Source organism: Streptomyces filamentosus (assembly GCF_014654895.1).
In the GTDB taxonomy this organism is placed as follows: domain Bacteria; phylum Actinomycetota; class Actinomycetes; order Streptomycetales; family Streptomycetaceae; genus Streptomyces; species Streptomyces filamentosus.
Genome location: NZ_BNBE01000003.1, coordinates 585,923 through 608,035, shown reverse-complemented (window position 1 = coordinate 608,035; position 22,113 = coordinate 585,923). Strand labels below are relative to the sequence as shown.

At 75.2% G+C, this 22,113-nt stretch carries 19 protein-coding genes; 11 read left to right on the top strand and 8 right to left on the bottom strand.

From position 1 onward, the window contains the following. Positions 1 to 26: 26 nt before the first annotated feature. From IE326_RS30150 to IE326_RS30140, 3 genes are read left to right on the top strand one after another with little or no spacing between them, the layout of a single operon-like run. Entirely contained in the window at positions 27 to 2,102 is a 2,076-nt protein-coding gene (locus IE326_RS30150) for a putative cobaltochelatase (protein ID WP_190043842.1), read from the top strand. After that, positions 2,102 to 2,710: a cob(I)yrinic acid a,c-diamide adenosyltransferase gene (gene cobO / locus IE326_RS30145; RefSeq protein ID WP_150227567.1), complete on the top strand. Its 609-nt coding sequence runs from the start codon at positions 2,102 to 2,104 to the stop codon at positions 2,708 to 2,710. Before IE326_RS30150 ends, cobO begins: the two co-directional genes overlap by 1 nt. Next, complete coding sequence (locus tag IE326_RS30140; protein WP_190043841.1) at positions 2,704 to 4,044, top strand: cobyrinic acid a,c-diamide synthase CobB; 1,341 nt, start codon at positions 2,704 to 2,706, stop codon at positions 4,042 to 4,044. The genes cobO and IE326_RS30140 overlap by 7 nt, the downstream gene beginning before the upstream one ends. Before the next feature lie 2 nt (positions 4,045 to 4,046). On the opposite strand, the gene IE326_RS30135 is transcribed toward IE326_RS30140, so the two are convergent. Continuing rightward, positions 4,047 to 4,787: a ZIP family metal transporter gene (locus IE326_RS30135; RefSeq protein WP_150227569.1), complete on the bottom strand. Its 741-nt coding sequence runs from the start codon at positions 4,785 to 4,787 to the stop codon at positions 4,047 to 4,049. 30 nt (positions 4,788 to 4,817) lie between these two features. Between IE326_RS30135 and cobC the strand changes: the two genes are divergently transcribed. Next, complete coding sequence (gene cobC, locus IE326_RS30130) at positions 4,818 to 6,371, top strand: Rv2231c family histidinol phosphate aminotransferase CobC (RefSeq protein WP_150227570.1); 1,554 nt, start codon at positions 4,818 to 4,820, stop codon at positions 6,369 to 6,371. Positions 6,372 to 6,467: 96 nt separating this feature from the next. Here cobC and IE326_RS30125 read toward each other — a convergent pair whose 3' ends face one another. Together IE326_RS30125 and IE326_RS30120 are read right to left on the bottom strand one after the other, a co-directional pair. Next, positions 6,468 to 7,475 carry an SCO1860 family LAETG-anchored protein gene (locus IE326_RS30125; protein ID WP_190043840.1) on the bottom strand — a complete coding sequence of 336 codons (1,008 nt, stop codon included), beginning with the start codon at positions 7,473 to 7,475 and terminating at the stop codon, positions 6,468 to 6,470. Positions 7,476 to 7,792: 317 nt separating this feature from the next. Next, on the bottom strand, positions 7,793 to 8,512 hold the full coding sequence (locus IE326_RS30120; RefSeq protein WP_190043839.1) for a siderophore-interacting protein: 720 nt from the start codon (positions 8,510 to 8,512) through the stop codon (positions 7,793 to 7,795). A gap of 103 nt (positions 8,513 to 8,615) precedes the next feature. Here IE326_RS30120 and IE326_RS30115 point away from each other — a divergent pair, with 103 nt between their 5' ends. Next, positions 8,616 to 10,715: a penicillin acylase family protein gene (locus tag IE326_RS30115; RefSeq protein ID WP_150227573.1), complete on the top strand. Its 2,100-nt coding sequence runs from the start codon at positions 8,616 to 8,618 to the stop codon at positions 10,713 to 10,715. After that, on the top strand, positions 10,712 to 11,278 hold the full coding sequence (locus IE326_RS30110) for a GNAT family N-acetyltransferase (RefSeq protein WP_190043838.1): 567 nt from the start codon (positions 10,712 to 10,714) through the stop codon (positions 11,276 to 11,278). Before IE326_RS30115 ends, IE326_RS30110 begins: the two co-directional genes overlap by 4 nt. Positions 11,279 to 11,286: 8 nt before the next feature. Here IE326_RS30110 and IE326_RS30105 read toward each other — a convergent pair whose 3' ends face one another. After that, positions 11,287 to 12,372, bottom strand: coding sequence for an amidohydrolase family protein (locus IE326_RS30105; protein ID WP_190043837.1), 1,086 nt, complete (start codon positions 12,370 to 12,372; stop codon positions 11,287 to 11,289). A gap of 84 nt (positions 12,373 to 12,456) precedes the next feature. Here IE326_RS30105 and IE326_RS30100 point away from each other — a divergent pair, with 84 nt between their 5' ends. Beyond that, entirely contained in the window at positions 12,457 to 13,554 is a 1,098-nt protein-coding gene (locus IE326_RS30100; RefSeq protein WP_150232564.1) for a pyridoxal-phosphate-dependent aminotransferase family protein, read from the top strand. Positions 13,555 to 13,672: 118 nt separating this feature from the next. On the opposite strand, the gene IE326_RS30095 is transcribed toward IE326_RS30100, so the two are convergent. Beyond that, the gene (locus tag IE326_RS30095) at positions 13,673 to 14,740 is read right to left on the bottom strand and encodes an alkene reductase (RefSeq protein ID WP_190043836.1); all 1,068 of its coding nucleotides are present in this window, start codon (positions 14,738 to 14,740) and stop codon (positions 13,673 to 13,675) included. Between the two features lie 164 nt (positions 14,741 to 14,904). Here IE326_RS30095 and IE326_RS30090 point away from each other — a divergent pair, with 164 nt between their 5' ends. Then, a complete protein-coding gene (locus IE326_RS30090; RefSeq protein WP_190043835.1) occupies positions 14,905 to 15,411 on the top strand; it encodes a MarR family winged helix-turn-helix transcriptional regulator in 507 nt (168 codons plus the stop codon). 23 nt (positions 15,412 to 15,434) lie between these two features. Here IE326_RS30090 and IE326_RS30085 read toward each other — a convergent pair whose 3' ends face one another. From IE326_RS30085 to IE326_RS30075, 3 genes are all read right to left on the bottom strand, one after another. Then, the gene (locus IE326_RS30085; RefSeq protein WP_150227578.1) at positions 15,435 to 16,493 is read right to left on the bottom strand and encodes an aminotransferase class V-fold PLP-dependent enzyme; all 1,059 of its coding nucleotides are present in this window, start codon (positions 16,491 to 16,493) and stop codon (positions 15,435 to 15,437) included. Positions 16,494 to 16,663: 170 nt separating this feature from the next. Next, positions 16,664 to 17,380 (bottom strand): DsbA family oxidoreductase, encoded by a 717-nt coding sequence (locus tag IE326_RS30080; protein WP_150227579.1) that lies wholly within the window; start codon positions 17,378 to 17,380, stop codon positions 16,664 to 16,666. Positions 17,381 to 17,595: 215 nt separating this feature from the next. Continuing rightward, the gene (locus IE326_RS30075) at positions 17,596 to 19,089 is read right to left on the bottom strand and encodes an aldehyde dehydrogenase (NADP(+)) (RefSeq protein ID WP_190043834.1); all 1,494 of its coding nucleotides are present in this window, start codon (positions 19,087 to 19,089) and stop codon (positions 17,596 to 17,598) included. Between the two features lie 123 nt (positions 19,090 to 19,212). On the opposite strand from IE326_RS30075, the gene IE326_RS30070 reads away from it, so the two are divergent. The 3 genes from IE326_RS30070 (at position 19,213) to IE326_RS30060 (ending at position 22,072) form a co-directional block, all read left to right on the top strand. Beyond that, on the top strand, positions 19,213 to 19,983 hold the full coding sequence (locus IE326_RS30070; RefSeq protein ID WP_030746236.1) for an IclR family transcriptional regulator: 771 nt from the start codon (positions 19,213 to 19,215) through the stop codon (positions 19,981 to 19,983). 98 nt (positions 19,984 to 20,081) lie between these two features. Continuing rightward, the gene (locus IE326_RS30065) at positions 20,082 to 21,530 is read left to right on the top strand and encodes a peptidoglycan D,D-transpeptidase FtsI family protein (RefSeq protein WP_190043833.1); all 1,449 of its coding nucleotides are present in this window, start codon (positions 20,082 to 20,084) and stop codon (positions 21,528 to 21,530) included. 146 nt (positions 21,531 to 21,676) lie between these two features. Continuing rightward, on the top strand, positions 21,677 to 22,072 hold the full coding sequence (locus IE326_RS30060) for a hypothetical protein (RefSeq protein ID WP_190044252.1): 396 nt from the start codon (positions 21,677 to 21,679) through the stop codon (positions 22,070 to 22,072). The last annotated feature ends 41 nt before the right edge of the window (positions 22,073 to 22,113 follow it).

The window sequence follows — 22,113 nt, the reverse complement described above, 5'->3', positions numbered from 1 at the left end:
GTACGTACCGAAGGAGTGAGCACCCGATGAGCACCCGTTTCCCGTTCACCGCCGTCGTCGGGATGGACGACCTGCGGCTCGCGCTGCTGCTGAACGCGGTCAGCCCGAGCGTGGGCGGCGTGCTCGTGCGGGGCGAGAAGGGCACCGCCAAGTCGACCGCCGTCCGCGCGCTCGCCGGGCTGCTGCCCGAGGTGGCGGTCGTCGCCGGCTGCCGGTTCAGCTGCGATCCGGCCGCGCCCGATCCGGGGTGCCCGGACGGGCCGCACGGGGACGGCGCCTCCGGCGCGCGTCCGGCGCGGATGGTGGAGCTGCCCGTGGGGGCGTCCGAGGACCGGCTGGTCGGCGCGCTCGACATCGAGAAGGCGCTGGCCGAGGGCGTGAAGGCGTTCGAGCCGGGGCTGCTGGCCGCCGCCCACCGGGGGATCCTCTACGTCGACGAGGTCAACCTCCTGTCGGACCATCTGATCGACCACCTGCTCGACGCCGCCGCCATGGGCGCCTCGCACGTGGAGCGCGAGGGCGTCTCCGTGCGGCACGCCGCCCGCTTCCTGCTGGTGGGCACCATGAACCCGGAGGAGGGCGAGCTGCGGCCGCAGCTGCTCGACCGGTTCGGGCTGACCGTGGAGGTGGCCGCCTCGCGGGTGCCCGAGGAGCGGGTCGAGGTGGTGCGGCGCAGGCTGGCGTTCGAGGACGATCCGGCCGCCTTCGCCGCCCGGTGGGCGGGCGAGGAGGCCGCGCTGCGCGCCCGGATCGCCGCCGCGCGGGAGGTGCTGCCGCGCGTGGTGCTCGGGGACGCCGTCCTGCTCCAGATCGCCGCCACCTGCGCCGCGTTCGAGGTCGACGGGATGCGCGCCGACATCGTCATGGCCCGGGCCGCGACCGCGCTCGCCGCGTGGGCGGGGCGGGAGGAGGTGACCTCCGAGGACGTGCGGCAGGCCGCGCTGCTCGCGCTGCCGCACCGGCGCCGGCGCAACCCCTTCGACGCGCCCGGCCTCGACCAGGACAAGCTGGACGAGACGCTGGAGCGGTTCAAGGGCGAGGAGCCGGACGACGACCCGGACCCCGGGCCGGACGGGCCGGGGGACGGCGGTCCCGGTGGGGGCGGCGGGGTGCCGCCGCAGGGCGGTGAGGGGCCCGCGCCCGGGATCGACGGCGCACCGGAGCAGGCGCCCGAGCAGGCTCCCGGGACCGACGCCGCACCGGAGCAGGCGCCCGAGCGGGCTCCCGCGCCGCAGGGCTCCGGCCCGGCCGGGGAGCGGGCCGCCGTCAAGGCCGGCGAGCCGTTCCGCACGAAGGTGCTCAGCGTGCCCGGACTCGGGGACGGCGCGGCCGGGCGGCGGTCCCGGGCCCGGACCCAGAGCGGCCGGACGACCGGCGCCACCCGGCCCCGGGGCGCGCTGACCAAGCTGCACCTGTCGGCGACCGTGCGGGCCGCCGCGCCGCACCAGCGGGCGCGGGGCCGGTCCGGTGCGGGGCTCGTGGTGCGCCGGGACGACCTGCGGCAGGCGGTGCGGGAGGGGCGCGAGGGGAACCTCGTGCTGTTCGTCGTGGACGCCTCCGGGTCGATGGCGGCGCGCCGGCGGATGGGCGCGGTGAAGGGCGCCGTGCTCTCGCTGCTGCTCGACGCCTACCAGCGGCGCGACAAGGTGGGTCTGGTGACCTTCCGGGGCCGGGGCGCCGAGCTGGCGCTGCCGCCGACGTCCTCCGTGGACGCGGCCGCCGCCCGCCTGGAGGAGCTGCCGACCGGAGGGCGCACGCCGCTGTCCGCCGGGCTGCTGAAGGCCCACGACGTGCTGCGGGTGGAGCGGCTGCGGGACCCCTCGCGGCGGCCGCTGCTCGTGGTCGTGACCGACGGGCGGGCGACCGGTGGCGGGCCCGATCCGGTGGGGCTGGCCGCGCGGGCCGCGCGGCTGCACGCCGCCGACGGCACGGCGAGCGTCGTCGTGGACTGCGAGGCGGGCCCGGTGCGGCTCGGTCTCGCCGGGAACCTCGCCCGTGACCTGGGCGGCACCGCCGTCACCCTGGACGAGCTGCGGGCCGACGCGCTCGCGGGCCTGGTCCGGGACGTACAAGTCGATCGCTCTATCAGGAGGGCCGCTTAATGCCGCAGGGACAGCCGACCGTCGTGCCCGACGACGGCCTCACGACCCGTCAGCGCCGCAACCGGGCGCTGGTGATGGTGCACACGGGCGTCGGGAAGGGGAAGTCGACGGCCGCCTTCGGGATGGCGCTGCGCGCCTGGAACCAGGGCTGGCCGGTCGGGGTGTTCCAGTTCGTGAAGTCCGCCAAGTGGAAGGTCGGCGAGGAGAACGCCCTCAAGGCGCTCGGCGAGACCGGCAAGGGCGGCACGGTCACCTGGAACAAGATGGGCGAGGGCTGGTCCTGGATCCAGCGCGAGGTCGCCGAGGGCGAGCAGTCGCACGAGGAGAAGGCGCGCGAGGGCTGGGAGCAGGTCAAGCGGGACCTGGCCGAGGAGCGGTACAAGTTCTACGTCCTCGACGAGTTCGCGTACCTGCTGCACTGGGGCTGGATCGACGTGAAGGAGGTCGTGGAGGTGCTGCGGGACCGTCCCGGTCAGCAGCACGTCGTCATCACCGGGCGCAACGCGCCGCAGGAGCTGGTGGACTTCGCCGACCTCGTCACCGACATGTCCAAGGTGAAGCACCCGATGGACGCCGGTCAGAAGGGCCAGCGGGGCATCGAGTGGTAGCACGTCTCGTCATCGCGGCCCCGTCGTCGGGGGCGGGGAAGACCACGGTGGCGACCGGCCTGATGGCCGCGTTCGCCTCCCGGGGGCTCTCCGTCTCCCCGCACAAGGTGGGGCCCGACTACATCGACCCGGGCTACCACGCGCTCGCCACCGGCCGCCCGGGGCGCAACCTCGACGCGTACATGTGCGGCACGGGGCTGGTCGCGCCGCTCTTCGCGCACGGGTCGCGGGGCTGCGACCTGGCCGTGGTCGAGGGGGTGATGGGCCTGTACGACGGGGCCGCCGACCAGGGCGAGCTGGCGTCCACCGCGCAGGTGGCGAAGCTGCTGCGGGCGCCGGTGGTGCTGGTCGTGGACGCGTCCTCGCAGTCCCGGTCGGTGGCGGCGCTCGTGCACGGCTTCGCGTCCTGGGACCCGGAGGTGCGGATCGGCGGCGTGATCCTGAACAAGGTCGCGACCGACCGGCACGAGCACCTGCTGCGGGAGGCGCTCGGCGGGTCCGGGGTGCCGGTCCTCGGCGTGCTGCGGCGGGCGCCCGCCGTCTCGACCCCGTCGCGGCACCTGGGGCTCGTCCCGGTGGCCGAGCGGCAGGCGGCGGCGGTGGAGGCGGTGGCCGCGCAGGCGGAGCAGGTGCGGGCCGGGTGCGACCTGGAGGGGCTCCTCGCGCTGGCCCGGTCGGCGCCGCCGCTGGACTCCGAGGCGTGGACCCCGCCCGTCGCGCCGCCGCCGGCGGGGCGCAGGCCGGTCGTCGCCGTCGCGGGCGGGGCCGCCTTCACCTTCTCGTACGCCGAGCACGCGGAGCTGCTGCGGGCCGCCGGGGCCGAGGTGGTGACCTTCGACCCGCTGCGGGACGAGGCGCTGCCCGAGGGCACCGGCGGGCTGGTGATCGGCGGCGGCTTCCCCGAGGTGTACGCGGCGGAGCTGGCCGCCAACGAGCCGCTGCGGAAGGCGGTGGCGGAGCTCGCGGCGGGCGGCGCGCCGATCGCCGCCGAGTGCGCCGGGCTGCTGTACCTGGCGCGGTCGCTGGACGGGACGCCGATGTGCGGGGTCCTGGACGCGGACGCGCGGATGTCCTCGCGGCTGACGCTGGGCTACCGGGAGGCGGTGGCGGTGAACGACAGCGTGCTCGCGGCGGCCGGGACCCGGCTGCGGGGGCACGAGTTCCACCGGACGGTGATCGAGCCGGGCGCGGGCCCGCTCGCGGCCTGGGGGCTGCGGCAGCCGGAGATGCGGACGGAGGGCTTCGTGCAGGGCGGGGTGCACGCCAGTTACGTGCACACGCACTGGGCGGGCGCGCCGTCGGTCGCGGCGCGGTTCGTGGGGCGCTGCGGGTGAGTTCAGCCGCCGGAGAGGCCCACGACGAGCCAGATGAAGCCGACGCCGGCGACCGTGCAGAGCAGGGTGGAGCGGGCGGGGTGTTCGTGGTGGGCCTCGGGCAGGATCTCGGCGGCGGCGAGGTAGAGCAGGGCGCCGCCGAAGAAGCCGAGATAGCTGCCGAGCAGTTCCTCCGGAAGGGTGAGGAGGGTGGCGAGGGCGGCGCCGGCGATGGGGGCGACCGCGTCGGCCAGGAGCATGGCGAGGGCCTTGCGGCGCTCGTTCCCGTACAGGCTGGTGAGCGTGTACGTGTTGAAGCCGTCGGCGAAGTCGTGGGTGACGACGGCGAGCGCGACGGTGGCTCCCATGCCGCCGCCGACCTGGAAGGCGGCGCCGAGCGCGATGCCGTCCATGAGGCTGTGCAGCACCATGGCGCCGGCCGCGACGAGGCCGACCTGCGGGGTCCGTTCCTCCGTCGGCCTGCCCGTCTCGGCGCCGTGGGCGGCGCGGCGGGTGGCGAGGAGGCGTTCGACGACGTGGGCGAAGAGGAAGCCGCCGACGAAGAGCAGCAGGGCCTGGGGGACGCCGAAGACCTCGTCGCCCGCGGCCTCCAGGGCCTCGGGGAGCAGGTCGAGTCCGACGACGCCGAGCATGAGGCCGCCGGCGAGTCCGAGGACGAGGTGCCGGCGGTCGGTGACGCGCTGCGCGACCCAGCCGCCGAAGAGCGTCATGAGGAACGCGCCGAGCGCGACGACCACTGCCATGGCCCCTTGCTATCGGATGGGGGGCCGGGTGTGCACGTCGGGGTGGGCGTCCGTTCGGGGGCGACGGCGCGGGAGGTCCTGGAGCTGGTCCGGGGCGCGCTCGCGGAGGCGGGGGGCGTACGGGTGCGGGGGCTGGCGACGCTGGACGCGCGGGCGGGCGCGCCGGGGATCGTGGCGGCGGCCGGGCGCCTGGGGGTGCCGGTGACGGGGTTCCCGGCGGAGGTGCTGGCCGGGGTGGTGGTGCCGCATCCGTCGGAGGTGCCGCTGGCGGCGTCGGGGACGGCCTCGGTGGCGGAGGCGGCGGCGCTGGTGGCGGCGGGTCCGGGGGCGGTGCTGGTGGTGCCGAAGCGGAAGTCCCGGCGGGTGACCTGCGCGATCGCGGCTTCCGTCCCGGTTCGGCCGGACGAAGTGACGTCCGTCGCACGGTTGTCGCCCTTGACGCGGGGGTACATCGCTGGCGAGCCTGACTCACCCCACATCTCCACCCCCACCCCCCACACGACGGCGGACATGGACACCCACACGGAAGGCCCCCCCACGGGCAGCCACGCTCATGACCTGCGGCATCACGGTGATGCCGAGGTCCGGGACGAGAAGCTCACCGACCTCGCGGTCAACGTCCGGACGGCGACCCCGCCGGACTGGCTGCGGGAGCGGATCGCCCGTTCCCTCTTCTCCCTTGCCGCCTATCCGGACGGGCGTTCGGCCCGTGCGGCGGTGGCGGAGCGGCACGACCTCCCGCCGGGGCGGGTGTTGCTCACCTCGGGCGCGGCGGAGGCGTTCGTGCTGCTGGCGAGAGCGCTGCCGGTGCGCCGGCCGGTGGTGGTGCATCCGCAGTTCACGGAGCCGGAGGCGGCGCTGCGGGACGCCGGGCACGAGGTGCGCCGGGTGCTGCTGCGCGAGGAGGACGGTTTCCGGCTGGATCCGGCGGCGGTGCCGGAGGACGCGGACCTGGTGGTGGTCGGGAACCCGACGAACCCGACGTCGGTGCTGCATCCGGCGGAGGCGCTCGCGGCGCTGGCGCGGCCGGGGCGGTACCTGGTCGTGGACGAGGCGTTCATGGACGCGGTGCCGGGCGAGCGGGAGTCGCTGGCCGGGCGGACGGACCTGCCGGGGCTGATCGTGCTGCGGAGCCTGACGAAGACCTGGGGCCTGGCGGGGCTGCGGATCGGTTACGTGCTCGCCGGGCCGGAGACGGTGGCGCTGCTGGAGCGGGCGCAGCCGCTGTGGCCGGTGTCGACGCCGGCGCTGGTGGCGGCGGAGGCGTGCATGTCGCGGGCGGCGCTGGCGGAGGCGGAGCACGCGGCGCACCGGATCGGCGTGGAGCGGGCGCACCTGCTGGCGGGGCTGGCGGAGTTCGACGAGGTGCGGACGGTGCCGGCGGCCGAGGGGCCGTTCGTGCTGATCCGGACCGAGGGCGCGGACGCGGTGCGGGAGCGCCTGCGGCTGCTGGGGTTCGCGGTGCGGCGCGGGGACACGTTCCCGGGTCTGGACCGCCACTGGCTGCGGCTCGCGGTCCGGGACCGGGTGACGACGAATCGTTTCCTCCAGGCGCTGGACCAGGCCCTGCTGCTGGGCGGCTGAGCCGCCGCCCTTCCCCGGCCGCGGGGCGGCCCGGGGCGGGCGGTGTCGTCGCACCGCCCGCCCCGGGCCGGTTCCCCCTTCCGCCCTCCCGGGCGGTCAGCCCCGGGCGCGGGAGCGGATCAGGGCGACGGCGCCGCCGCCGGCGAGGACCAGGGCGAGGGCGCCGCCCGCGATGTACGGGGTGGCGGAGCTGCCGCCGGTCTCGGCGAGGTTCTCCGTCGGGGTGGAGCCGCCGTTGTTGGTCTTGATGCCGCCCTCGGACTCGGTGGGCTGCGGCGTGGGCTGCTCGCTCGGCTTCTCCGTGGGCCGCTCGCCGGGCTTCTCCGTGGGCTTCTCGGTCGGCTTCTCGGTGGGCTTCTCGGTGGGCTTCTCGGTCGGGGCCGGGCCGGCGGGGGTCTCGCAGGTGGCCTCGGCGAGGGTGACGGTGCCCCTGACCTTGGCGACGCCGAGCTTGAGCGGGTCGACCTCGACGTTCAGCTCCAGGGCGGTGGCGGCCGCGGTGCGGGCGGTCGTGGTGGTGCGGGAGAGGTCCAGGGTGACCTTGCCGACCTGGGGCACCTCGACCTGGGAGCGGCCGCCGGCGGAGAGGGTGACCTTCTGGCCGAGGACGCGGACGGAGCCGAGGACGTTGGACCGGGCGACCGGCTTCTTGCCGGTCTCGCAGACCGCCTTGGAGGTGACCTGCTCGACCTCGATGATCGCGAGCGCCGGGAGGCCGGGCACGTGGAGGCGGGCCTTGGCGAGGTTGACGTACCCTTCGGCCTTCTTCTCGTCGACGGTGGCGGTCGAGGTGGCGACGTCGGCGGTGAGGATGTCGATCGGCTGACCGCCCTCCGCGCCCTGCACCTTCACGCTGAGCGCGGTCTCGCTCTCGCTCGCGGGCGCCTTGACCTCGTTGAGCGTGGCGCGGACCGGGACCTTCACGGTCTCGTTCAGGAGGGAGACGTCGAGCCCGGTGCGCAGGACGACGGCGCCGGCGCGGCCCTCCTCGCCCGTCGCGTGCGCCGCGGGGGCCACGAGGAGCACGGGGCCGGCGGCCAGGGCGGCGACGGCCGCCGCGGCGGCGGTGCGGCGGGCGGACGTGCGGAAGGTGTTGCTGTTCAAGATGGTGGAACCCCCACAGAAGGCATGGCGTCGCCGGCCGCTCACCACGGGGACGGTGGGTCTGTGCGGCGCGGCGACTTGAGACACCGGAATCTTTACGCACGGAGAGTGAACCGACAGTCGCCTGGCGTGAGTTCACTCCAAAGGGGGGTTTCCGTGTTCATTTTCGATTTTTTTCGACACAACCGTTCCCGCTCGCCCCGCGTGTTTCGTACGAGGGGGTGCGCACGGGGCGCGCGGGACTCCGCGCGGGCAAGAAGAACGATCCGCGCCCCGAGGGGGTCACGGATCGTCAACTTCACTCCGGGAGGAACGGTTCAGCTGGGGCGCCAGTAGCCGAGCGCGTGGACCCGCTCCTTGGGCAGCGCCAGCTCCTTGCGGACGTATCCGGCGAGGGCGCGGGTGGTCGCGGTGTCGCAGGCGATCCACACGTACGCCTCCGGTCCGGCGAGCGCGGGCAGTTCGGTCCTGACCCGCTCGACGAGGGCGGCGCCGGCCCGCTGCCGGGGCACCCGGCGCAGGTCGTGGCGGTCCGGGTCGACGCGGAAGGGCAGCTCCTCGTCGGAGGCGTGCTGAGTCTCGAACCAGACCGTGGCCGGGAGGTCCGGGTGGGCGTCGAGCAGCGAGTTGACGGCCGGCAGCGAGGCCGGGTCGCCGATCACCAGCAGCCGCTCCGGCCGGGGTTCGGGGGTCTCGAAGCCGGTGCCCTGGAGGGTGGCCTCGACGGTGTCGCCGGGGGCGCAGCCGCGGGCCCAGTGGCTGGCGGGACCGTCGTGGAGGGCGAACTCCAGGCTGAAGGTGCCCGCCTCCGGGTCGGGGTCGACCAGGGTGTAGCCGCGCTGGTGCGGTTTGCCGGCGTTCTCGAACCAGATCCGGACCCACATCGTCGGGTGGACCCCGGCGGCGGCGAGCAGCCCGCCGTCCGTGAAGTGGACCCGCCGGTAGTCGTCGGTGACCCGCTCGGCCCCCGTGACGGTGAACGTGAAGTCCTTGGCGCCCATCAGCTTCAGGACGGCGCCCTGCCACCCGTGCCCCACCGCGTGCTCCTCCCCCCGGCCCATGCGTTACCTTGGGTCGGCGATCAATTTAGGCCAGCCTAACCTAACGAAATCTGAAAGCACACGGACGGGAACGGTACGGGTGAGCATCGAGGTCCACCGGGACGCGTACGGCGTCCCCCATCTGCGCGCCGGAGACCCGGAGGAGCTCGCCTTCGCCCAGGGCCGGGTCACCGCGCACGACCGCGCCTGGCAGCTGGAGGTCGAGCGCCACCGGGCCCAGGGCACCACGGCCGCCTTCCTCGGCGCCGCCGAGACGGAGTGGGACCTCTTCGTGCGGCGGGCCCGGCTCGCCGACACCGCCCGCCGCTGCCTGGCCCGCCTGGAGGAGACCGACCCCGAGACCGCCGACTGGGTCCGGGCCTACGCGGACGGGGTCAACGACGGCCTGGCCGAAGGGGCCCGCCGCGCACCCGAGTTCACCGCCGTCGGCCTCTCCCCCGGCCACTGGGAGCCGTGGACGCCGCTGGCCGTCTGGCTCTCCACCCACATCCTCTTCGCCGGCTTCCCGACCAAGCTGTGGCGCGAGCAGGTGGCGACCCGGCTCGGCCCGGAGTGGACGGAGCTGTTCGCCGCCGACGGCCCGGCCACCGCCGGGTCCAACGGCTGGCTGGTCACCGGGGAGCGGACCGCGAGCGGCGCCGCCCTGGTCGCCGGCGACCCGCACCGCTTCATCGAGGCGCCCGGCGTCTACCAGCAGATCCGGCTGGCCTGCCCCCGGTACGACGTCGTCGGCCTCGCCGTGCCCGGCGTCCCCGGCCTCGCCCACTTCGGGCACGCCGGGCACGTCGCCTGGGCCATCACCAACGCGATGGCCGACTACCAGGACCTCTACCGGGAGCGGCTGCGGCGCGTCCCCGGCGGCGGCGTGGAGGCGTACGGCCCCGAGGGCTGGCGCCCGGCCGCCGTGCACGTCGAGACCGTCGAGGTGCACGGCGGGGAGCCCGTCCCGGTCGAGGTCGTCGAGACCGCGCGCGGCCCGGTGATCACGGGCGACGGGCCGGAGGACGGCGAATGGGAGGGGCTGAGCCTGCGGTACGTGCCCCGGGTCACCGGCCGGCTGGGCTTCGAGGTCCTGCCGCGGCTGCTCGCCGCCCGGACCGTCGCCGAGCTCGACACGGCCCTCGACGCCTGGGTGGAGCCGGTGAACGTGGTGCTCGCCGCCGACACCGCCGGCGGGCTGCTGCACCGGGTCGCCGGGCACGTCCCCGTACGCGACCGGGCCAACTCCCTGCGGCCCGTGCCCGCCTGGGACGCCGGACACGCCTGGGGACCGGAGCCCGCGCCGACGCCCCGCGCCGACGTGACCGGCGGCTACGCCGTGATGGCCAACGCGCGGGGGATCGCCGCCCCGCTCGGCGTCGAGTTCGCGCCACCGCACCGGGCCGACCGGATCGCGGAGCTGCTCGGCGCCTCCTCCGCCTGGACCCCCGGCGACACCGCCGCCGTCCACCGCGACACCGACAACCGCGCGGCGGCCCGGCTGCTGGCCGCCGTGGAGGCCGCCGGCGCGGGCGAGGGCGGGGACGCGGCCCTCTCCCCCGCCGCCGCGGCCGTGCGGGAGCGGCTGCTCGCCTGGGACCGGCGGATGGACGCGGACAGCGCCGACGCCGGGCTGTTCGCGGCGGTGCGGGGCGCCGTGGTGCGCCGGATCGCCGCCCACGAGGTCTTCGCGGGGCTGCGCGAACCCGCCCCGTACCCCGAGGTGTTCCGGCCCTGGCTGTACCTCGGCCCGCGGGTCGGCCTCGCCCTGGAGACGCTGCTCGCGGGCGGCCCGGTGCCCGCCGGGGACGTCGCACGGATCGTCCGCGAGGCGCTGGAGGAGACCGGCGCGGGCGAGGCGCCTCCCGTCTGGGGCGCCGTCCACCGGCTCGCGCCCTGGCAGGCCCTGCCCGACCCCTCCGAGGACGCCGACGCGCGCTGGCCGGGGCTCGGCGGCGACCACGACTGCGTGCTCTCCACCTCCAGCGCCCCCGGCTACACCGACCGGAGCGCCCGCGCGTCGGCCGCCCGCTACGTGTGGGACCTCGCCGACCGCGAACGCAGCGGCTGGATCGTGCCGTTCGGCGCGTCCGGGGTGGCGGGCGACCCGCACCACGAAGACCAACTCCCCCTGTGGCTGCGGGGCGACCTCGCCCCCGTCACCACCGACTGGAACCGCCTCACCAAGGAGCAGGGATGACCACCCCCGTACACGTCCAGACCGTCGAGGGCCTCGGCACCGTCACCGTCCGGCCCATCGCCCCGGACGCGGACGCGGTCCTCATCCACGGCTGGGTCAACGAGGAGCGGGGACGCTTCTGGGGCATGAACGGCACCACCGTCGAGCAGGTCAGGGACGTCTACGCGCACCTGGACTCGCTCACCACCCACCACGGCTTCCTCGTGGAGCTCGACGGCGAGCCGGTCTCGATCTTCCAGACGTACGACCCCGCGGCGGACCGGGTCAGCGAGTGCTACGAGGTGGAGGACGGCGACATCGGCTGCCACCTCTTCGTCGCCCCGAGCACCGCCCCGTCCCCCGGCTTCACGGCCGGGCTGCTCTCCGCCCTCGTCGCCTTCTGCCACCGCGACCACCTCCGGATCGTGGTCGAGCCGGACGCGGCGAACGAGAAGGCCATCGCCCGCATGGCCCGGGCCGGTTTCGAGCTCGGCCCGGAGGTCGTCCTCCCCGAGATCGACCTGCCGGAGGTCTTCATCCCGGAGAAGAGGGCCCGGCTGGCCTTCCTCCGCCGGGCCGTCTGAGCTCCTCCTCAGGCGAGGACCCGGCCGTTCACCACGACCCGGCGCGGGGCGGCGAGGACCCGGACGTCGGCGCGCGGGTCCTCGTCGTAGACGACGAGGTCGGCGGGGGCGCCCTCCTCCAGGGCGGGCCGGCCCAGCCAGGCCCTCGCCCCCCAGGTGGTGGCGGAGAGCGCGTCGAGCGCCGGGATGCCGGCCCTCGTCAGCTCCTCGACCTCCTCGGCGACCAGGCCGTGGGCGAGGGAGCCGCCCGCGTCGGTGCCGACGAAGACCGGGATCCCGGCGTCGAAGGCGGCGCGGACGGTGTCGTACCGGCGCTCGTGCAGCCGCCGCATGTGGGCCGACCAGCGGGGGAACTTGGCCTCGCCGCCGTCGGCGAGGTGCGGGAAGGTCGCGATGTTGACCAGCGTGGGGACGATGGCGACCCCGCGCTCCGCGAAGAGCGGGATCGTCTCCTCGGTCAGGCCGGTGGCGTGCTCGACGCAGTCGATGCCGGCCTCGACGAGGTCGCGCAGCGAGTCCTCGGCGAAGCAGTGGGCGGTGACCCGGGCGCCCAGCCGGTGCGCCTCCGCGATGGCCGCCCCGACCTCGGCGCGCGGCCAGGACGGGGTGAGGTCGCCGACCTCGCGGTCGATCCAGTCGCCGACCAGCTTGACCCAGCCGTCGCCGCGCCGGGCCTCCCGGCCGACGTACTCCACCAGGTCGGCGGGCTCGATCTCGTGGGCGTAGTTGCGGATGTAACGGCGGGTGCGGGCGATGTGCCGGCCGGCCCTGATGACCTTCGGCAGGTCCTCGCGGTCGTCGATCCAGCGGGTGTCGGAGGGCGAGCCCGCGTCCCGGATCAGCAGGGTGCCGGCGTCCCGGTCGGTGAGGGCCTGCTTCTCGGCGGTGGCCGCGTCCACGGGCCCGTGCCGGTCGAGGCCGACGTGGCAATGGGCGTCGACCAGTCCGGGCAGCGCCCAGCCGGTCACCGCCAGGGCCTCCCCGGCGGGCCGGTCGAAGGTGATCCGCCCGTCCACGCACCAGAGTTCGTCCCGTACGTCCTCCGGGCCGACGAGCACCCGTCCCCGCACGTGCAACACCTCGTGATCGCTCATGCCAGCACTGTACGAGGCGGCCGGACCGGTGGGCGTACGCTGGCCACGGCCGTACCACCGACCCGAGAAGGCACCACCGTGACCGTGACACATCCGCTGCTCGACCTGGCTCCGATGACCGCCGCGCACTTCGCGTCGATCGAGCGGCGGGTCGCCGCGCTGCTCTCCACCGAGCAGGACGTGGTGATCACGCAGGGCGAGGCGCTGCTGCCCCTGGAGGGGTGCATCCGCAGCGGGGCGCGGGCCGGTTCGACCGCGCTGAACGTGGTCACCGGTCCGTACGGGCAGACCTTCGGCAACTGGCTGCGCGACTGCGGGGCGACCGTGGTCGACCTGGCCGTGCCCTTCCACGCGGCGGTCACCGCCGAGCAGGTGGAGCGGGCGCTCGCCGAGCACCCGGAGATCGACTTCGTCTCGCTGGTGCACGCGGAGGCCGCGACCGGCAACACCAACCCGGTCGCGGAGATCGGCGAGGTCGTGCGGGCGCACGGGGCGCTGTTCTACCTGGACGCGGTGGCGTCCATCGGCGCCGAGCCGGTGCTGCCGGACGCCTGGGGCGTGGACATGTGCATCATCGGCGCGCAGAAGGCGATGGGCGGCCCTGCGGGCGTCTCCGCGGTGTCGGTGAGCGCGCGGGCCTGGGAGCGCTTCGCGGCCAACCCGGCCGCCCCGCGCCGCTCGTACCTCTCCCTCCTCGACTGGAAGGAGCGCTGGATCGACGGCGGCCGCAAGGCGCTGCTGCACGCCCCGGCGCAGCTGGAGATGCTGGCCCTGGAGGCGTGCGTGGAGCGGATCGAGGCCGAGGGCCTGGACGCGCTGATGGCCCGGCACGCCTCGGCCGCCGCGGCGACCCGGGCGGGCGCGCTGGCGCTGGGCGGCGGCCTGGAGCCGTACGTGCGCGAGGCGGAGGACGCGGCGCCGGTGGCGACGACGCTGCGGGTCCCGGCGGAGCTGGACGCCTCGGACCTGGTGTCGAAGGCGCTGGCCGCCGACCCCTCGCTGCCGCTGATCGCGGGCGGCGGGGCGCTGGCGAAGGAGATGATCCGGGTGAACCACTACGGGGCCGACGCGACCCCGAACGCGGTGCAGTCCTCGCTGGCCGCACTGGGCGCGGTGCTCGGCGAGGCGGGCCGGAAGGTGGACCTGGAGGGCGCGCGCCGGGCGGTCACCGCGGCCTGGTAGGCGCGGGACGCGGTGAGGGGCGGGATCCGGCGACGGGTCCCGCCCCTCCGGCGTGTCCGGGGCCTCGCGGCCTGTCCGGGCCTTGCCGCGCGTCCGGCCTTGCGGCGCGTCCGGGGCCTTACAGCGCGGGGTAGTCGACGTAGCCGCGGTGGTCGCCGCCGTACATGGTGGCCGCGTCGAGCTCGTTGTAGGGGCCGCCGGTGCGGAGCCGGGCGGGCAGGTCGGGGTTGGAGATGAAGAGCCGGCCGAAGACGAGGAGGTCGGCGGTGCCGTCCTCGACCAGGGCGAGGGCGGCGGCGTCGGTGGGGCCCTCGGTGGCCGGGTTGAGGAGGAAGGCTCCGGCGAAGCGCTTGCGCAGCTCGTGGACGAGGGGGCGGCGCTCGGGGGAGGTCTCCAGGACGTGGAGGTAGGCGATGCCGAGGGGCTCGATCGCGGCGAGCAGGGCCGTGTAGATCTCCTCGGTCTCGGTCTCGGCGATGTCGTTGAGGGTGTTGGCCGGGGAGATGCGCAGGCCGGTGCGGTCGGGGCCGATCTCGGCGGCGACGGCGCGGACGACCTCGACGGCGAAGCGGATCCGGTTCTCGACGCTGCCGCCCCACTCGTCGGTGCGGTGATTGGAGCCGGAGGCGAGGAACTGCTGGATCAGGTAGCCGTTGGCGCCGTGGATCTCGACGCCGTCGAAACCGGCCTCGACGGCGTTGCGGGCGGCGGCGGCGAAGCCGGCGACCGCCTCGTGGACCTGGTCGCCGGTGAGGGCGCGGGGGGTGACGAAGTCCTTGGGGCCCTCGTGGGTGTAGACCTGGCCGGCCGCGGCGACGGCGGAGGGGCCGACGGGGTGGAGGCCGTCGTCGAGGAGGTCGGGGTGGCCGATCCGGCCGGAGTGCATGAGCTGGGCGAAGATCCGGCCGCCGCGCTCGTGGACGGCGTCGGTGACCTTGCGCCAGGCGGCGATCTGCTCGCGGCTGTGGAGGCCGGGGGTGTCGGGGTAGCCCTGGCCCTCGGGGACGGGCTGGACGCCCTCGGTGATGATCAGGCCGGCGGAGGCCCGCTGGGCGTAGTACTCGACGACGGTGTCGGTGGGGGTGCGGCTCGCCCCGTCGGCCCGGCTGCGGGTCATGGGGGCCATGGCGATGCGGTTGGCGAGGCGGGTGCCCGCGAGGTCGAAGGGGTCGAAGGCGGTGGTCATGGCGGTCCCCTCGGAGGAGTTCGGAGGAATGGGGCGGCCGCCCACTGCTTTTATGTGGTCGGCCAACTATCCGGCCGTGCCACTGTAACCCATTCCTTGGCCAGCCAAGCAAAAGAGCGGGTCACGTACCCTGGAGGACGAGAGAACCGCCCCGAGGAGCCCTGATGACCGCGGTCGAACCCGTCTGTACCGAGGAACAACTGCCGTCCGCCGCCCGGGGCGGTCCCGTCGGCCACACCCTCGCCCGGGTCTCCCGGGCTCACCGGATAGCGATGGGGCGCCGCCTGCGCGACCTGGGCCTCTACCCGGGCCAGGAGCTGATGATGATGCGGCTGTGGGACTGCGGGGCGGTCCGCCAGTCGGAGCTGATCCAGTCCCTCGGCCTGGACCCGTCGACCGTCACGAAGATGCTCCAGCGGCTGGAGCAGTGCGGGTACGTGCACCGCTCCCCCGACCCCGCCGACCGGCGGGCGGTCCGCGTCGAGGCGACCGAGCGGGGGCAGGCGCTGCGGGCCGGGGTCGAGGACGCCTGGTCCGACCTGGAGGCGAGCTCGCTGGCCGGTCTGGGGCCGGCCGAGCGCGCCGAACTGGCCCGCCTGCTCGGGCTGGTCGCGGACAACCTGCGCGAGGAGGCGGGCGAGGCGGGCGACTGCCCGCCGCTGAACTGCTGAACCTCCTTTTCCCGGCGGGGCGTTCAGCCCCCGAGGACGTCCAGGGCGCGGTCGACGTCCGCCGCCGTGTTGTACAGGTGGAAGGAGGCCCGCAGGTTCCCCGCGCGGGCCGAGAGCAGGACGCCCGCCGCGTCCAGGGCGTCCGCGCGGTGGCCGAGGCCGGGCACGGCGACGACCGGGGAGTCGTCCATGACCGGCTCGTGCCCGAGGGAGAGCAGCCCGGCCCGGAAGCGGGCCGCGAGCCCCTTGTCGTGGGCCTCGATCCGCTCGACGCCGACCTCCTCCAGGAGGGCGAGCGAGCGGGCGGCGCCGTGGTACGGGAGGAAGGCGGCCGGTTCGTCGAAGCGGCGGGCGGAGCGGGCGAGTTCGCGCACCGGGCCGTAGCTGTTGACCCACAGTTCCTCTCCGGCGACCCAGCCCGCGTGGATCGGCAGCAGGCCGTCCTGGGCCTCCTCGGTGACGGTGAGGAAGGAGGTGCCGCGCGGGCAGAGCAGGTACTTGTACGCCCCGGCGACCGTGTAGTCCCACTCCCCCGCACTCAGCGGCAGCCAGCCCGCGGACTGGGTGGCGTCGAGCAGGGTGCGGGCCCCGTGGGCCGCGGCGGCGGCCCGGACGGCGGCGAGGTCGGCGGTGCGGCCGTCCGCGGACTGCACGGCGGAGAAGGCGACGAGCGCGGTCTCCGGGCGGACGGACTCGGCGAGCCGCTCCAGCGGCACGAAACGGGTCTTCAGGTCGCCGCGGACCGTGAAGGGCGTGATGACCGAGGAGAAGTCGCCCTCGGGGAAGAGGATCTCGGCGCCGGAGGGCATCGACTGGGCGATCATCCCGCAGTGCACGGCGACCGAGCTGCCCACCGCGACCCGCTCGGGGGCGACCCCGGCGAGCCGGGCGAAGGAGGCCCGCGCCTCGGCGACGACCTCGAAGCTGCCGGCGCCGCCGGACCGCCCGGCGGCGGTCTCCTCGGCGAGGAGGGTGACCGCCTCGACGGTGCGGCGCGGCAGCAGGCCGCAGGCGGAGGTGTTCAGATAGGTCCGCGTGGGAGCGAACTCGGCGCCGCCGAGCGGCTGGTCGAGGGAATCCATGGCCCCAGCCTGGGCTCCCCTCGATCGGCCGTCAATGGCCGCCGATCATGGGGAGCCCCCAAGCGGCCCTTATCTCCGCAGGTCAGGCGCGAGGCGGGGCCGGAGCAGGCGTGGGGCGGGGCCGGGGCGGCCGTGGGGCAGGCGCGGGACGGGCCCGGGGCAGGGCCGGCTCAGGCGCGGGGCGGGACCTCGCAGCCGTCCGGGCCGCACGCCTCGGCGTCGGTGCCGGCGCCGCCGACCGGCTGGAGGGCGCGGCCCTGCCACGCCTGCTCCAGGGCCTGGGTGAAGACCTCGGCGGGCTGGCCGCCGGAGACGCCGTAGCGGCGGTCGAGGACGAAGAACGGCACGCCGTTGGCGCCGAGTTCGGCGGCCTCGCGCTCGTCGTCCCGGACGGCGTCGGCGTAGGCGGTCTCGTCGGCGAGGACGGCGCGCGCCTCGGCCTCGTCGAGTCCGGCCTCGACGGCGAGGGCCACCAGGGTCTCGGCGTCGAAGACCGAGCGCTCCTCGGCGAAGTTGGCCTTGTAGGCGAGGTCGAGCAGTTCGTTCTGCCGGCCGCGCTCCTTGGCGAGGTGGAGCAGCCGGTGGATGTCGAAGGTGTTGCCGTGGTCGCGGCCGTCGGTCAGGTACTCCAGGCCCTCGGAGTGCGCGTTGGACGCGACGTGCGCCTCCATGGCCCGCGCCTCGTCGAGGGTCCGGCCGTACTTCTTCGCCAGCATCTCCAGGACGGGGCCGGTGTCGCCCTTGGCCCGGTGCGGGTCCAGCTCGAAGGAGCGGTGGACGACCTCGACGTCGTCCCGGTGGGCGAAGGCGGCGAGGCCCTTCTCGAAGCGGGCCTTTCCGATGTAGCACCAGGGACAGGCGATGTCCGACCAGATCTCGACGCGCATGGGGTTCCTTCTCCGGGGGGGCGGGCTGGGACTGCTCTCCGGACAACGCGGTCCCCCGCGGATTCCATTCCGCTTCCGGGCCCGGTGTGAGACGGAGCACCCGGGGAGGGCCGCGGCGGAGGGCGCCCCGGAGCGGGGCACTCCTCGGCCGGGAGCTCCCGGCCGAGGAGTGCCCCGGCGAAGGAACGCCCCGCCGGGGACGCCCGGCCGGCGGATCAGCTCCGGGGCACCCCCAGCGGGTTGCCGTCGCGGAGCTCGGGCGGGAGGAGGTGCTGGGGGGTGGACTGGTAGGTGACCGGGCGGAGCCAGCGCTCGATGGCGGTGGCGCCGACCGAGGTGGAGGTGGAGGTGGTCGCCGGGTAGGGGCCGCCGTGGTGCTGGGCGGGGGCGACGGCGACGCCGGTGGGCCAGCCGCCGACGAGGATCCGGCCGGCGAGCGGGGTGAGGGCGGCGAGCAGGCCGGGGGCGGCCGGGTCCTCGTCGGCGCAGTGCAGGGTGGCCGTGAGGTTGCCGGGCAGCCGGCCGAGGACGGCGGCGACCTCCGTCTCGTCGGCGTAGCGGGCGACGACGGTGACGGGGCCGAAGCACTCCTCCAGCAGGAGGGCGTGGTCGCCGTCGGCGAGCCGGGCCGCGTCGACGGCGAGGACGCCGGGGGTGACGGTGTGCTCGTCGGCGGCGCCGGGGAGCACGGGGGCCGTGACGCCGTCGAGGGCGGCGCGCTCGGTGACGCCCTCGACGAAGGCGGCGCGCATCCGGTGGTCGAGGAGGACGGCGGGGGCCGCCGCGCCGACGCCCTCGGCGAGGGCGCCGAGGAAGCGGTCGCCGTCGGCGCCCGCCGGGGCGAGGACGAAGCCGGGCTTGGTGCAGAACTGTCCGGCGCCGAGCGTCATGGAGCCGGCCAGGCCGGTGCCGAGCTCCTCGGCCTTCCCCGCGACGGCGGCGGGGGTGAGGACGACCGGGTTGAGGGAACCGAGTTCGCCGTGGAAGGGGATCGGGGCGGGGCGGGCGGCGGCGGCGTCGAAGAGCGCCCGGCCGCCGCGCACGGAGCCGGTGAAGCCGGCCGCCGCGACCAGCGGGTGGCGGACCAGTTCGACGCCCGCGTCGAAGCCGTGCAGCAGGACGACGACGTCCTCGGGGAGCCCGGTCTTCGCGGCGGCCCGGCGCAGCAGTCCGGCGGTGAGCTCGGAGGTGGCCGGGTGGTCGGGGTGGGCCTTGACGACGACCGGGCAGCCGGCGGCGAGGGCGCTGGCGGTGTCGCCACCGGGGACGGAGAAGGCGAGCGGGAAGTTGCTGGCCGCGTAGACGGCGACGACGCCGAGCGGGATCTTCCAGCGGCGCAGGTCGGGGCGGGGCGGCACGGCGGTCGGGTCGGGCAGGTCGATCCGCACGTCGAGGAAGGCGCCCTCGTCGACGACGCCGGCGAAGGCGCGCAGCTGGGCGGTGGTGCGGGCGAGTTCGCCGGTGAGCCGGGGGGCGCCGAGGGCGGTCTCGGCGTCGGCGGTGGCCACGATCCCGTCGGCGGAGGCGTCGAGGAGGTCGGCCGCGGTCCGGAGGAAGGCGGCGCGGACCGTGCGGTCGGCGAGGGTCTCGCGGGCGGCGTGCGCGGCGCGGACCGCGCGGTCGACGTCGGCCGCCGTGGCCTCCGTCGCGACCTGTTCGCGCCGCTTCCCCGTCCGGGGGTCCACACTCCACACTGCTGCTGCCGACACTGCCCCACCTCTTGTTCACTATGATGAACAGCGTTCTTGTGTCTGAACGCTTCGGGGTGGACTCTATTGACGCCACGGGCGTTCCCACAAGGTCGTCCGGAAGTCAGGGAGAAGGGCGGGGTCATGGCGGGTGCCGACGCGAACGGGGCGCAGGTGAAGTCCGCGGTGCGGACGGTGGAGCTCCTGGAGTTCTTCGCCGGCCGGCCCGGGATGCACACCCTGGCCGCCGTCCAGGAGGCCGTCGGCTATCCCAAGTCGAGCCTCTACATGCTGCTGCGGACCCTGGTCGAGCTGGGCTGGGTGGAGACCGACGCCACCGGGACCCGGTACGGGATCGGGGTGCGGGCGCTGCTCGTGGGGACCTCGTACATCGACGGCGACGAGGTGGTGGCCGCCGCGCGGACCACCCTCGACCGGCTGTCGGACGACACCACCGAGACCGTCCACCTGGCCCGGCTCGACGGCACCAGCGTGGTCTATCTGGCCACCCGCCAGTCCCAGCACCACCTGCGGCCCTTCACCCGGGTCGGGCGCCGGCTGCCGGCGCACTCCACCGCGCTCGGCAAGGCGCTGCTGGCCACCTGGGACGACGAGCAGGTGCGCAGGCTGCTGCCGGAGTCGCTGCCGGCGGTGACCGAGCGGACGATCACCGACCGGGAGCGGCTGATCGAGGAGCTGGGGACGGTGCGCGAGCAGGGGTACGCGGTGGACCGCGAGGAGAACACGCTGGGGCTGCGGTGCTTCGCGGTGGCGATCCCCTACCGGACCCCGGCCCGGGACGCGCTGAGCTGCTCGGTGCCGGCCGCCCGGCTGACCCCGGGCCACGAGCAGCTGATCAAGGACGCCCTCTTCGACGCGCGCGACCGGCTGACGCTGGCGACCCGCCGGCTGTGACCGTCCGGTTCCGCCGGGTACGTACCGCATGAACGTTTCCTGAGAATCGCACCACACCCGGAACGCCTCGCGCCGCCCCGTTCGTCCCTCCAGGTGCCATGAACAAGACGATCAGGCGCACCTCGGTCTTCGTGCTGGTCCTCGTGCTCGCCCTCCTCGGGAGGGCCACGTGGGTCCAGGCGTACGAGGGCAAGGCGCTCGCGAACGACAGCAAGAACCGGCGGAAGACCATCGCGCAGTACGCGCAGCCGCTCGGGAACATCGTGGTGGCCGGCTCGCCGGTCACCGGCTCGAAGCGGACCGAGAGCGGTGACCTCGCGTACGAGCGCAGCTACGCGGAGGGCGCCCTGTACTCGGCGGTCACCGGCTACAGCTCGCAGGCGTACGGCGCCACCCAGCTGGAGGGCATCTACTCCGGGATCCTCGACGGCACCGACGACCGGCTGAAGAACCCGGTCGACGCGGTCACCCGCAAGCAGCAGGAGCCGGGCACGGTCGTCACCACGATCGACCCGGACGTGCAGAAGGCCGGCTACCGCGCGCTGGGCGGCACCAAGGGCGCGGCGGTCGCGATCGACCCGGCCACCGGCCGGATCCTGGCCATGGTGTCCACCCCCTCCTACGACCCCGGGAAGATCGCCGGGACGACCGACGGGGACGCCTGGCAGGAGCTGCTGGACGACCCGGACAAACCGCTGGTCAACCGGGCGCTGCGGCAGCCGCTGCCGCCCGGCTCCACCTTCAAGCTGGTCGTCGCGGCCGCCGCCCTGGAGGACGGGCTGTACTCCTCCGTGGACGTGCGGACCGACAGCCCCGACCCGTACACCCTGCCGAACACCCGGACCGTCCTGCCCAACGAGAACAGGTACGCGCCCTGCGAGGACGCCACGATCCGCACCGCGCTCCGGTACTCCTGCAACAACGTCTTCGGCAAGATGGCCGCCGACCTGGGGCAGGACAAGGTGCGGGCGATGGCCGAGAAGTTCGGCTTCAACGACGCCGAGCAGGACGTGCCGGTCCGGGCCTACCCGAGCGTCTACCCGTCCGGGATGGACGCGGCGCAGACCGCGCTCACCGGCATCGGGCAGTTCGACGTGACCGCCACCCCGCTCCAGATGGCGATGGTCTCGGCGGCGATCTCGAACGACGGGCGGCTCGCCGCCCCGCACATGGTCTCCGAGGTGGTCGACTCCGACGGCGACGCGCTGGAGTCCTTCGACGACGGCGACGCCACCCGGGTCGTCTCCGAGGCCACCGCCGAGCAGCTGCGCAGCGCGATGGTGACGGTGGTGGAGGAGGGCACCGGCAGCAACGCGGCGGTCCCCGGCGCCGAGGTCGGCGGCAAGACCGGCACGGCCCAGCACGGCGAGAACAACAGCAAGACGCCGTACGCCTGGTTCACCTCCTACGCGAAGGACCCGGCCACCGGGAAGCAGGTGGCGGTGGCGGTGCTGATCGAGGACTCGGGCGCGGCCCGCTCCGAGGTCAGCGGCAACGGCCTGGCGGCTCCGGTGGCCCGGAAGATGATGGCGGCGGCGCTGAAGTGACCTCCGTGGGGGCAGGATTGGCCCCCACGGCCCTCCGCGCGATATGCAGGATCCTGCTCGAACACCAGAGCGTCCCCTGAACCGTCGATCTCGCTCCGCGGAGGACCGCCGTGCGCCGCCTGCCCCGTTCGCTGTCCGGCTGGACCATGGCGGTCTTCGGCGTCCTCGCCGCCGCCCTGGGCGCGGTGGGCCTGGTCGCCCCCGACGTCCTGCTCACCACGATGGGCTTCGAGCCGGTGCCGGCGGGGGCGCGCGCGGAGGGCGACCACACGCTGGTCTTCCTCACCGCCTCCTCCATGGCCGCGCTCAACATGGGCGTCTACTACGTGCTCGCCGCCCTCGCCGACTGGCGGGCGTTCTTCCGCTGGACGGTCCCCTTCCGCCTTCTCACCTGCGCGGTCTTCACCCTGGCGGTCGTCACGGGACGGGCCCCCTCGGGCTTCCTCGGGGTGGGCCTGTGGGAGGGGCTCGGCGCCGTGGTGACGGGTGCGGCGCTGTGGCGCGAGGGGCGGTCCGCGCGGACGGAACCGGCCGCGGAATAGGGATCCTGCCCGATCCCGGAGGGCCACCTCAGACGGCACGC